Origin of the sequence: Photobacterium sp. SKA34, assembly GCF_000153325.1 — a bacterium.
Classification (GTDB): domain Bacteria; phylum Pseudomonadota; class Gammaproteobacteria; order Enterobacterales; family Vibrionaceae; genus Photobacterium.
This window is the reverse complement of sequence record NZ_CH724143.1, coordinates 607,204-619,358: the sequence shown is the minus strand read 5'-3', so window position 1 is coordinate 619,358 and position 12,155 is coordinate 607,204. Positions and strand designations below refer to the sequence as shown.

The window sequence follows — 12,155 nt, the reverse complement described above, 5'->3', positions numbered from 1 at the left end:
ACATCTTGGCTTTCTGGGTTGATATTTGGCGTCTTTTTCATGGCATTTATTATACTAAAGTCATGCCGTTAACGCTTGGTGGATATAGCTTTATTATCGATTAAGTCATTGTAAAATCGTTATTTGAACGGGTTTATGGCCGATAATCGTGAAGCCAGAAAGCAGTCTATCAAGCTCGCATTGAGTCAGGGTAAACACGTCATTTTTCTCTTTTGACGGCCATTTATACTTGGCTTTTTCAAGGCGTTTATACCAAAGTGCAAAGCCTGTTTTATCCCAGTACAACACTTTGATTTTGTCGCGCTGTTTATTGGTAAACAGGAATAGTGCGCCGCTTCCCAAGGGTAAATCGGTGTCACTTTCGATAATCGCCGCGAGGCCATTGATGGACTTTCTAAAATCGACACTCTCACGATACAGATAAATATCTGGTGCACTTAGCATATGTTTCATGACAAGGCTCCAATGAGTTCTGCCAGGTAGGCAGCGGGCGTGCCTTGAGGAATACTCAGCTCAACGTCGTTGACAAAAAGTGTCATATTCGCGGTAGGTATTTGCGTCATATGGTAACGTGTTGTCTGCTCTACAACGTTTGCTTTGACGAAGCCGTTAGTCTGTGGTGTTTGAAGGTGTGTTAACTGTTGGCGTTTGGCATGAAACGTGGAAAGACTTAATCCGTGATGTTCACAAAAAGCACGTTGAGTGAGTTGGCTGGATTCATAGCACTCAAACAAAGTCTGCCATTCTTGATTGGTACGTCGTGTTGCCATTTTAAATCTCCTTTGGATTGGAGATTTGATCTTATTCTTCGAGTAAAGTGATTAGAATGCGGTGTTTATGGCACGCTTACGGCTCTCGAGCATTATTGGTATCACGTTAAAAACTGAAAAACGAGGAGGTGTCAGTGATGCTAATATTATTGCTGGAATGGGCGTACCTACCCTTGATGGCTTTGGCCCTTATGGCGATGGCGATCATACTAAGCATGAGCGAGTATCAAAAAAAAGCATTGAGAGAAGGATCTCAGAAGTGACTAAGGTATTGGAATATTATGCTTCTTAGAATTAGGAAGAAATCTAACTTTAATCAGCACTGATAATATTGATAAGACGGTGGATTATTCTTAGTTCAACACCATTTGATACTAAGAGAACTCAAAGTTATATACCTACTTTAGAGTTCTACATAATCCACTGATTAGATCAAAATACATCTGTTCATACTTATGCTAAACCGATCCTGGATTAGCCCGTTTTTGTCAAGATCTCTGTTTTGCTTGCTGATATCTGGGCACTATGTAAATTATCTAATTTAAATTGTATAGCCCTAATTGGATGACGCCATAAGTAACGTGGAAATGTCCAACGTAACACATGGATCATTTGTAATCGTTTGGCAGATTGATAGCAGTGCCCAATACAATGCGTACAACTTGGCTTATCATCACCCAGTCGACAACCTGTTACGCGCTCCTCAACATACTCGATAAGACTTTCACATTCAGGGCAAATAATTGCCCCACGGTGCAACGTTTTACAATATAGGCGAATCATCGCTTTCACTGCGTTCAGTTCACGTTGCGAACGAACTGAATGATTGTTTTGAACTATCATAGTGGCGTTATTATCCACTGGGACTATAAAGATCCAATGATAAAGATCAATTTTTCGAAGAAATCGTAAATTTATGAGCAAATATCGAAATACAACCAAAAATATTGATTAAAAGACATACTTTAATACATTGTTCAAAAAAAGAACCAAATGTAAAAATTACCTTCTAGCTAGTTTAATAGATACTTAAATTGGATTTATACTCTACTTTTATGTGTGTTGACGGGAAAAGTACATACCTTAAAGTAATACCTCTTAATCATTTATTACCTTTGTTGCTAATCAATATTGTTGAGGATTCTATGATTCCATTTTCTCTCGATTTAAAAACAATCAGAGCCGTTATTTTTGATTTAGATAACACCTTGGTTACTTCAAACATAAATTTTTCTCAGATACGCCAACAACTAGGCTGCCCCCAAGATATCGATTTATTAAGTTATATTGAAACACTGAACGCTAATGAAAAAGCGCATGCCAATAATATTGTTTTTGAACATGAACTTTCTGATGCAGAAAGCTCTTTTCCCATGATTGGCTGTCAGGAACTCCTGATGCATTTGCAAGAAAATGAGATTAAAACGGCAATCATTACCAGAAACTGCTTGGCAGCAACTCACAAGAAACTCAAACAGAATCAAATCAGTGTTGAACGTGTCATAACCCGTGAATGTTTCCCACCGAAACCCAATCCATCATCTTTAAAGTCATTAGCAAAGGATTGGGGGCTGATGAGTAATGAAATACTTTACGTTGGTGATTATTTTTATGACTTGCAAGCTGCTTATAACGCTAAGATGCCGTCTTGCTTGGTTCATCATGGTAAGACATTAACGTTTAGCCATGCAGCTTCATTGGCTTTAAATGAGCTAAGCGATTTACTTGCTCAATTTCAATTATTAAAGAAAAACTAACAAGACCATTATTAAAGATAGTCTTGTTAAGTAAGTTATCGTAATCAGCCACTTATTGGGTGACAAATGTTGCCATTTGACGATTAAGTTCAGTCACTTGTTCTTTTACCTTAGAAGAAGTTTCTGCTGCACTTTGACTATGATTGGATACCTGATTTACAGAATCAGTAATATCTGACATGAGCACCGTAATTGAATTTGTTGCATGTGATTGCTGCTCTGCGGCTGCCGCAAGGTCTACCATTTGACCATTTAATTGACCAATTTTTTGTGTGGTCGAGAGTAAACGTGACACTGCTTTTTCAATATGTTCAGCGCCTTGATCGGCAAGGGATTGGCTACTATCAATTTCTTCAACCACAGAGTGTGTTGAGTGTCGAATCGCATTAATAATATCGTTAATTTCTGTCGTCGATTGAGTTGTCCTTGTTGCTAACATTCGAACTTCGTCTGCTACCACAGCAAAACCTCTGCCTTGATCTCCCGCTCTTGCAGCTTCAATAGCCGCATTAAGTGCAAGTAAATTCGTCTGCTCAGCCAAGCCTTCAATCACTTCAGTCACCCGACCAATCGCTTCACTTTCTTTACTTAATCGCGTTACCTGAGTACTCGCCGTAGCAATAGTATTGTGCAAGGTTTCCATTGTGATTTTATTTTGCTCTAGTGCATCACGCCCTAACTCGATTTCTCCTTTGGAGTCTGACAATTTTTGTACCGATAACGTTACCTGCTCTAAAGTATTGGCAGTGGCAAAAGCGATTTCTTCCAGTTGGCTTCCCATTTGCTCAATGCTCGCTTGTTGGTTCGCCACATTCAATGATGTGACATGCGCAGAAGTAAGCAAATCTTCCATGCTTACATCAACTTGTTGAGCTTTATCCGTAACACCAGAAACAATTTCTGCCAGTGAAGAATTCATTCTATTTATTGATTCAGTTAAAACGGCCAGCTCATCATTACCAACGACTTTAAGAGGCGGTTGAGATACATCACCAAAGGCAATCGTCTTTGCTCTCTCAGACAGTAATGAAATACGGCGGCCAATCGTATTTCCCATATACTTTGAGATAGCGATAGCTGAACTAACAATTAATACAATGGCAATACACATCGTCGTTAGTACATTTTGAATCGATTGATTTATTCCTTGCCCGCTTTGATCTGCACGCTGTTGCTGGGCTTGCACTACCGTTTCTAGACTTTGCTCAAGGGCTACGGCTGAAGGTAACAACTCATTTGCCATGAGTTGATTCGATTTATTCCATTCTGGTGAAAGACGAAGGGCTATCACATTCTCTGCTAAAGGAAAGTAAAGTTGCTGCATCTCTTTAAAAAGTGCCCATAACGATGCGTGCTCTTCCGTTAGTCGATCTAACTTTTTATCAATTTCAGCTACTGATTTTTTATGTGACTTAATTAAGTCTCGATACTTATCCAAATACTCTTGTTGCCCATATAACAAAAAATCGCGAAGTGAAGCCAATGCATTTGCTAGTGATACATAGCTGTCAGCATAAACCTTAAAGAGTCTTTTTCTCTCACCGCCAAACGGGTTACTGGATTCTTCATTAATCAAACTTTGGATCTGATCCAATGCAACCTCAGCAATGGGGGCCGCTTCATTAATGAAAAGATTATGGGCGGGTAAATTTTCACGGCTATGACTTAAAACTAGTAATTGATTCAATGATTTTTTAACAGATTGCCATTGTTCTTGAATGGTGTTGAACTTTTGCGCTGAAATCAAAGTTTGAAGCGTTGGCAAAGAATCATCAATAGAAGCAATAGTCTTGTGAACATCCTTATTCAATTGTTGACTATGCTGATCATCTCCTCCCAATAACATATAAGCACGGATAGAAGATAGCGATGCTTGAACCGATTGCTGTATACCTCGGCTCGTATCGACAGTCGGTATATCAGAAGTCAGCAAAGAAGATACATATTGTTCAACCGTCGATATATTTCGATAGGTAAGTACCGAAGAAATAATAAAAAGCAATGCCAATAAGGAAAAACTCAGTTGTAACTTCCTTGATATCGTAAGTTTCATCCATAAACTCCTGATAAAAACATTAATAAAATATAGCCAAATTTTACAAGTTGTTAAATAAAATAAAAAAAAGAAGTAACATTTATCTGAGTTTAGAGATCTACAGCAAATTACTTTCTTATAGAACGAGTTATATAAAACTAATCGCCAAAATTTTGACTCCTTTATGCCACGCTAAAGCGAAGGAAAATAATCAAACGTGAGAAGAGATTAAGACGTGTTTTTGGGTATTACGATAAGTAAATCGAGATCAGAATAGCTTGTTCAACATCGGCCATATTTTCAACGAGAAAGAGAATGGTATAGCCGATGTCGCTTATAATGTTTAGCTATCCGAATTTAAACGACGTAGAAGTTGATCTTTTAAATTCGGCGGTGTGCCTTTAATGGTTAACGTATCTGTTTCTGCATCATAGAAAATACGCTCACCCAGTAACATACTGTCGAAATTAAGGGTCATACCACCGCCAGAGCCAACAAATTTCGTGAGTTTACGCATTGCAGTGCGATCAGCAGGAAAGCTTTCTTCTAGTTCATAACCTTGCTTTGAAGTGAATTCATAGAAGTTAGTACCTTCGTCTGAGCTCGGTAATTCACCCGCAAGCTCTTTCACTGCGACTTCATCACCTGCTTGCAGTTGGCTATTACAGTAATCATAAACCTGCTTACGGTATTGCTGTTTTTCTTCTTTATCTAAACGCGAATCAGCACAGAAATCTTCCACAGCTTGCATTAACACTTGGTTTTGTTCTTTCACATCTAAACCAACATCTGCTTGCATAAAGTCTAGGAAAAAGTCTGCAATTTTACGCCCCACACGCCCTTTCGCGAACGTTAAGTAACGCTTAGATTCAGGATCAGTTTCCCATGAAGACAAATCAATACGCGCAACAATATCCATTTTGGCGATATCAAGGTAGTCAGTAGCGCTAATACTTAATTGCTCAGTCACTTTCATACTGTGACACGTCGGCAACATACCAATAAACAGGTAATCAGTAGCTAATGACTGGTATTCCGCCATCACAACCGTGCCAGCTTCAGCAAAAGGATATTTAGCCAATTCAGTTTGTAAACGCTTAACAGCCATACCTGAAAACGTTAAGAAATCTAACTCACCTTGACGCAATTGCTTCAGCCAATGAGAAAACTCACTGTCTTGAGCAAAAAGTGCAAAACCTTTCGCCCCTTTGCTACTATAAATGCGGTGGAGTTCAGCCACGAGATCTTCAGTCGATGCATCGTTCTCAAGAGTCTGATTTCTTAGATGTATTTCTAGTTCATCTTGGTCGTTTTTTGTCAATTGATGAAGAATGACATTAGAAAGTGTTAGGCTCATAATGAAAAGGTTTTCAAGAAAAGTGAACTCTAGGTTATCATAAGACGCTTATGTAAACATTAAACAAGATTTCTTATGCCAATTACTTCAAAATATAGCACTAAACAAGTTGAACAAATCATTGATGAAATGTTCGATGTACTTGAAAAACATAAAACATCACCAGAATTAGCACTGATGGTTGTTGGTGATATTGCAACCAATATTATTAACGCGAATGTGCCGGCTGCTCAACGCGCAGTGATTGCAGAAAAATTTGCTAAAGCTCTGCAGACCTCAATTAAAAAAGACTAAGTTTAATAGTCATATTAAACTTGCATTGAAGACTGAGAAGAATTGACATTTATGGTCGCCAGCGGAAATACCTACAAAGAGAAAGTCTCACAGCTGATTAGCTGGGGGCATTGGTTCAGTTTCTTTAATATCATCGCAGCCATGCTATTGGGTACGCGATATATTACACATTCAGACTGGCCAGCAACGCTGATCGGACAACTTTATCTTTTATTAAGTTGGGTTGGCCATTTCGGCTTTCTTGTTTTTGGCATTTATATTCTGATCATCTTTCCAGCCAGCTTTTTGATCCCCTCACAACGTTTAATGCGTTTATTTGGGGTACTAGTCAGCACCGTTGGTTTAACTGCCCTATTGCTTGATACCTATGCTTATCAAACAGTAGATTTACATTTAAGCCCATTGGTGTGGGATTTATTGTTAAGTGGCGATAAGACAGAATTAAATACCAGCTGGCAATATCTATTTGTCGTTGTTCCAGTCATCTTCCTATTTGAGCTAATGTGCTCAGAGTGGGTATGGCGTAAACTTAGAAAGCTAACCCGTAAACATGTTGGCGGACCTATCGCGCTTGTTTTTGGTGTTTGCTTTCTAGGTAGCCACCTAATTTACATCTGGGCGGATGCAAATTTATACCGTCCTGTAACCATGCAGCGTTCTAATTTTCCCTTCTCTTATCCTATGACAGCTAAAACTTTCATGGAAAAGCATGGTTTACTTGATCGACAGGAATACACTAAACGCCGTGCAGAGCAAGGCGTGCAGAACAGCGAATTTGTTCGCTATCCGATCAGCAAGTTAAGTTTTAATGATCAAGGCACAGACCAAAATCTGATGATCATTATGGTTGATAGTCTACGCAGTGATATGTTGACATCAACGGTTATGCCTAATTTAACCGCATTTGCTCAAAACAATCTGAATTTCACCAATAACTACAGTTCAAGTAATAGCGATTCGACTGGCGTATTTGGCCTGCTATATGGTTTGCCAAGTGGCTATGTCAATAGTATTCGCGCAGAGGAAAAATCTCCTGTATTACTCAATACTTTACAAGATCGTGGTTATCATTTTGGTTTATTTAGTGGTGAGAATTTTGATCTACCAATTTATCGTGCCGCTATTTTTGCCAATACCAAATTGGCAGTAACAGATTCACGACACTCTCGCGATATTGAAAGCGATTCACATGCAATAAAAGATTGGGATCACTGGTTAAGTAAACAAAAACAAAATAAGCCATGGTTTAGCTTCCTTGAATTGACCTCTGTTCAGCAATTTAAAGAAGGTGAACATTATAAACCTCGCTTCACTCCTTCATTAGGCAGCAATGCCATTAATGAAAAAGGGGTGGATTCCACACTGCTACTCAAAAATAGTTACCGTAATGCGGCTTATCATATCGATGAAATGCTTGGGCGTGTGTTTGCTCAGTTAGAAGCAAAAGGTGATATGGCAAATACCATTGTGGTGATTGCTTCAAACCACGGCACTGAATTTAATGAGACAGGTAACAATACTTGGGGATCTGGCAGTAATTACAGCCAATACCAAATAAAAGTACCGCTGATCATTCACTGGCCAGATCATTCTGCGCAAGAAGTGACACGCCTAACCAGTAATTTAGATCTGGTGCCGACACTGATGGAGTCATTACTTAATGTAGCTTCAGCGAGCTCAAATTACAGTTCAGGTGTGAGTTTGTTTGATAACCATAATAATCGTCGTTGGTTATTAGCTGGAAATGATTCTGATATTGTTGTTGTTCAAAATAAGCAAACAACCGTGGTTGATAAATATGGTAATTACAATGTTTACGATAAAAATTACCAATTAGAAGATGAAGGCAAGCCTAAGCTTTCAACATTAATGCAGGTCATGAATGAATTAAAACGTTTCTATGAGCCGAAGCGTCATCAAGAGAATGACAAGTAATTATTTATCGTAAACTACAAAATAAAAAGCAGCGTGAATTAATCGCTGCTTTTTATTTTTTTAGTGGTAATCATCTCTTGTATCGTTATAACAATGATCAAATCCATCTTGCCAACCATAGGAGTACTTTCCCTGCTTTGCCATTCGTTCAGGTTCTCGTCTAAACCCTTTTTTATACGTCATTTCATCAAGCTTTCTACTGTGGCATCCATCTTGGTAACCATCAAGATAAGGGCGTGTAAAGCCTAACTCAGAAAGTTGTTGATGACGACTTGTTGTACATCCCATTAATAAAAAATATAAGCACAAACAAAAGAAAAGCTGACGATATATCATAGTAAGTGCTCTCCTCGCTTTCTTTAATCCAGAAATTTATTACTGATTGAAATATGAGCTTTCCCTTAAAGATAGAAAAAATAACCACCATTAATTGTCTAAATAAAAAGACAACAAATGCATTACTTTGATCGTATTTTTGGTTCTTACTTTGAAAAATAATATTTTTTGTAGGATTTATCGCGTCTATTTATTAATCGATAGTTTGGATAAGACATATTACAAATAATGAAACTTATATTAACAATAAAATCAGACTCAATTGGAATATTTCCTTGACTAAGGAATAACATTGATATTTTTTATAAAAAGCACAAAAAAGCACAAAAAAGCACAAAAAAGCAGGAAAAACAATACTCTAAACACCTTAAGAAAACTTTCGTATTATTTATTTTTTGATACTTAAGCTATTATTAATCGGTTATAAAAATTATTATAAACGACTCATCAGTAACGTAATTTAATTGTTAATTATTGGATTTATCGATTATTCAAGATCGATTGCTGTTTTGCATATTGCTTCGGTGGTATTCCCATTTTATTTTTAAAGAATGTAATAAAAGCACTAACTGATTCATAACCTAAATCATCTGATATTCGTTGTACAGGCACTCCATCCGATAGCTTTTTAAAAGCTAGAATTAGATGTAACTGTGCACGCCAACGAGCAAAAGACATCCCAAGTTCTTGGTTTACGAGTCGACTAAGTGTCCTTTCACTCATCGCAAATTTTATAGCCCATTGACCTACTGTATTTCTATTTGAAGGGTCGTCTAACAGAGATTCTGCAATCTTATGTAGTCTAGGTTCTTTAGGTATTGGGAAGTCAAACTGTTCAGTAGGCATTAAAACCATTTGATCTATTAATACATCGACTATACGAGCTGTTTCCTTTATTTTCGAATGTTGATGATCAAGGTGGCACAAATAAGTGATTAGCTCTCGTAATAAAGGAGAAATTGACAACATCACTGGTTGTTGAGGTAAACCGTCAATACAAGGATCAATAAATAGATTACACACCTTCGCACCTGGTGATATACGAATATTATGAGGTGTTTCTGTTGGTACCCATACAGCAGTATTTGATGCCATCATCCAAACTCTATCAAATATGTTACATGTAACATATCCACTTAATGGCAAAACAAGTTGACACTTCTTGTGACTATGTATTGGTGTTTCACTTTTTTTTTCTATGCCACTTAAGATATAACCTATTGCTTTTTGTGAATATGAATCTGAATCAAAATTTGGATCAAAAGACTGATATTGCATAATTACTCTCTCAACAGATTTGTATGATGAATATATATCTCCGAAAGTTACAGTGCAATAGCACATTTAGTTATTAAACAAACTTTATTTTCTGCCGGATTTCACGTTCAGGGAATATTTTTGCTCTTTTGCAAGTCATCCTTACATCAAGAAGAATTTTTTTCTCTGAATCATGTATTTTTAGCTAGAAGGGTTTGATAAATGTTAAGATCAACGCCACTAAAAAATACAAATAAAATTATTTATATTTTTTAAGAATCACCCTTTTTAATATGGTGTGTTTACTAAACTATGCCTTAATAACCTTATCTTTAGTCTTTTAGATAAATCATTTAATCAAGTTTTCGACTTTTATAATTGTATTAGTATCGATTAAAGTTAGTGATTGTAAGCTAAAGAATGAAAGAAGTTGTTTACGGCTAATTTTGCAGTTCATCCCTAGAAATATATACATTAGAAAGTAAAAAAACGAAATATCATTAAAAATACTCGCTAAATACTCTTTCCTCCCCAATAGCCGCATCCCTAATTAGCATCTTTATTACCCAAAAAGCATAATAAAGAAAATTACCTTTAATTGTCTAAGTAAAAGTACAGCCCGAGTATTACTTTGCTCGCACTTTTTGCTCTTAATTTAAATAACAATACAATTTTGTGGGTTATATCGCGCCTATTTATCAGTGAATAGTTAAAATATAAACTGTTATAAATATTAAAAATAATATTAAAAATGAATTAGGCTCAATTGGAATTTGTCCTTTAATGAAGAAGCATGTTGATCTCTTTTATCAAAACATTACAAAGCAATGGGGAAGTGCGCATAGCTTACGTACCATATGTGAACTGACTTGCCGTAATCTTATTGAGTTTTTTGACGTTCATCATTGCCAGCTTATTGTTGCTTACAAAGGACATTGGCAGTCTTTAGTACAACTGAATGAAGCAGGTATCCAGTATAGTTTCCCACCTGTTGTGATTTCAGAAGAAACACATGCTGATATTTACCAATCACTTATAGGGAAAAACAGCACACACCCCTTCACTACTTCTCATTGTGATTTTCATCGTGCGTGGCTACCACTACTCCGTCGTGAGCAACATATCGGATGGCTAATTATTGATTTCCCTCATACTGCAAAAGTTGATATTGAGACATTAAGTCAATTGTGTACGCTACTCGCCACTGAAATTGATGCCGATCTTTTATCGCAAACAATCAAAACAGAAAATAGCTCTCGCCAACATGTCTAGCAAGAATTAAGAAACAGCCAATACGAGCAAGATCTGCTACTTGAACAACTTCAAGCCATGCACAGTATTTCATTCATGTTATGGCGTACAAAATCAATCAAAGAAATGCTCTTTATTGCCGTTGATGAAGGAAAAAAACAACTCGAAATCGATCGTATGGCAGTCTTCCTATTTGATAAACAATACCGTATGCATGGTACCTATGGTACAGACATTGCTGGCAATACTATTGATGAACATTATTTTGAGTCAGTGATCCCAGAACAATGGTACGCGTCACGAACGCTTGAAGAAAAAGAATACCTCGCCGTTCAAGAAAACACCCCGCTTTATCACGATTTAAAGCAGGTTGGCTTTGGCTGGAGTGCCTATATTGCCTTATGGGATGAAGATACCCCAATAGGTTGGATTGCTTGCGATAATCTCTTAACAGGTCGACCTTTCCGTCCTTATCACCACCAGTTATTAAAACAATACGGATTTATCATTTCGCAGCATCTCGTTCGCCATCAGGCTGAAGATCGTCTCAAACGGCTCAATAGAGATCTCGAAAAGCGCGTACTTACCCGTACTGAAGAACTTAATAACGTTAATAAGATGTTGGAAAAAATCTCTCGTCTTGATCCATTAACCAATATCGCTAATCGTCGCGTATTTGATGAATCGATTGCTGATGAATGGCGTAGAGCTGAAAGGCACCAGTTGCCCATATCTTTATTGATCATGGACATTGACCATTTCAAGCAATATAACGATCATTTAGGCCATGACGCTGGTGACGTCTGCTTAAAGAAAATAGCCCATGGGCTGGCTGATATTGAAAAACGTGCAGGCGCGTTATTTGCTCGTTTCGGAGGTGAAGAGTTTGTTTTATTACTTCCAGGTCAAGACAGTAAAGCCGCTGTTTTTTCAGCGAAAAAAATCTTAGCAACAATGAATGAAATGGCATTACCTTTTCCCCATAATGAAGAGTCAGAAACGAAAACAAATCCTATAGTCACCCTAAGTATTGGTGTTAGCTCTACTGTACCGACTCAAGGTAGTAGTTATAAAATGTTATTTAATACTGCTGATAAGGCCTTGTACCGTGCAAAAGGTGAAGGGAGAAACTGTTATAGACTCTTACTCTAGTTCAATACAAA

Annotated in this window: 13 protein-coding genes; 6 read left to right on the top strand and 7 right to left on the bottom strand. The window is 37.3% G+C overall.

The genetic code is table 11. From position 1 onward, the window contains the following. Window positions 1-105: 105 nt before the first annotated feature. Both tnpB and SKA34_RS15720 read right to left on the bottom strand, forming a co-directional pair. Complete coding sequence (tnpB, locus tag SKA34_RS15725; RefSeq protein WP_006646524.1) at window positions 106-453, bottom strand: IS66 family insertion sequence element accessory protein TnpB; 348 nt, start codon at window positions 451-453, stop codon at window positions 106-108. After that, window positions 450-770 (bottom strand): hypothetical protein, encoded by a 321-nt coding sequence (locus SKA34_RS15720; RefSeq protein ID WP_004998436.1) that lies wholly within the window; start codon window positions 768-770, stop codon window positions 450-452. The genes tnpB and SKA34_RS15720 overlap by 4 nt, the downstream gene beginning before the upstream one ends. 67 nt (window positions 771-837) lie before the next feature. Here SKA34_RS15720 and SKA34_RS15715 point away from each other — a divergent pair, with 67 nt between their 5' ends. Beyond that, window positions 838-1,062, top strand: coding sequence for a M20/M25/M40 family metallo-hydrolase (locus SKA34_RS15715; protein ID WP_006646523.1), 225 nt, complete (start codon window positions 838-840; stop codon window positions 1,060-1,062). 182 nt (window positions 1,063-1,244) lie between these two features. Here SKA34_RS15715 and SKA34_RS15710 read toward each other — a convergent pair whose 3' ends face one another. Then, window positions 1,245-1,613, bottom strand: a complete 369-nt coding sequence (locus tag SKA34_RS15710; protein WP_006646522.1) for a nitrous oxide-stimulated promoter family protein — start codon at window positions 1,611-1,613, stop codon at window positions 1,245-1,247. Window positions 1,614-1,915: 302 nt separating this feature from the next. Between SKA34_RS15710 and SKA34_RS15705 the strand changes: the two genes are divergently transcribed. After that, window positions 1,916-2,527: an HAD family hydrolase gene (locus SKA34_RS15705; protein ID WP_006646521.1), complete on the top strand. Its 612-nt coding sequence runs from the start codon at window positions 1,916-1,918 to the stop codon at window positions 2,525-2,527. Between the two features lie 52 nt (window positions 2,528-2,579). On the opposite strand, the gene SKA34_RS15700 is transcribed toward SKA34_RS15705, so the two are convergent. Both SKA34_RS15700 and yejK read right to left on the bottom strand, forming a co-directional pair. After that, the gene (locus SKA34_RS15700; RefSeq protein WP_006646520.1) at window positions 2,580-4,580 is read right to left on the bottom strand and encodes a methyl-accepting chemotaxis protein; all 2,001 of its coding nucleotides are present in this window, start codon (window positions 4,578-4,580) and stop codon (window positions 2,580-2,582) included. A 325-nt stretch (window positions 4,581-4,905) separates the two neighbouring features. Then, window positions 4,906-5,919 (bottom strand): nucleoid-associated protein YejK, encoded by a 1,014-nt coding sequence (gene yejK / locus SKA34_RS15695; RefSeq protein ID WP_006646519.1) that lies wholly within the window; start codon window positions 5,917-5,919, stop codon window positions 4,906-4,908. Window positions 5,920-5,994: 75 nt separating this feature from the next. On the opposite strand from yejK, the gene SKA34_RS15690 reads away from it, so the two are divergent. Then, window positions 5,995-6,213: a YejL family protein gene (locus SKA34_RS15690; RefSeq protein WP_006646518.1), complete on the top strand. Its 219-nt coding sequence runs from the start codon at window positions 5,995-5,997 to the stop codon at window positions 6,211-6,213. 51 nt (window positions 6,214-6,264) lie between these two features. Next, on the top strand, window positions 6,265-8,148 hold the full coding sequence (locus tag SKA34_RS15685; RefSeq protein WP_006646517.1) for a DUF3413 domain-containing protein: 1,884 nt from the start codon (window positions 6,265-6,267) through the stop codon (window positions 8,146-8,148). Window positions 8,149-8,208: 60 nt separating this feature from the next. Here the strand turns inward: SKA34_RS15685 and SKA34_RS15680 are convergent, their stop codons facing one another. Both SKA34_RS15680 and SKA34_RS15675 read right to left on the bottom strand, forming a co-directional pair. Then, window positions 8,209-8,484 carry a hypothetical protein gene (locus SKA34_RS15680; protein ID WP_006646516.1) on the bottom strand — a complete coding sequence of 92 codons (276 nt, stop codon included), beginning with the start codon at window positions 8,482-8,484 and terminating at the stop codon, window positions 8,209-8,211. 480 nt (window positions 8,485-8,964) lie between these two features. Beyond that, complete coding sequence (locus SKA34_RS15675) at window positions 8,965-9,762, bottom strand: helix-turn-helix transcriptional regulator (protein ID WP_006646515.1); 798 nt, start codon at window positions 9,760-9,762, stop codon at window positions 8,965-8,967. Between the two features lie 762 nt (window positions 9,763-10,524). Between SKA34_RS15675 and SKA34_RS23705 the strand changes: the two genes are divergently transcribed. Together SKA34_RS23705 and SKA34_RS15665 are read left to right on the top strand one after the other, a co-directional pair. Further along, complete coding sequence (locus SKA34_RS23705) at window positions 10,525-11,013, top strand: hypothetical protein (protein WP_006646514.1); 489 nt, start codon at window positions 10,525-10,527, stop codon at window positions 11,011-11,013. Window positions 11,014-11,088: 75 nt separating this feature from the next. Then, window positions 11,089-12,144, top strand: a complete 1,056-nt coding sequence (locus SKA34_RS15665; RefSeq protein WP_006646513.1) for a sensor domain-containing diguanylate cyclase — start codon at window positions 11,089-11,091, stop codon at window positions 12,142-12,144. Window positions 12,145-12,155: the final 11 nt, after the last annotated feature.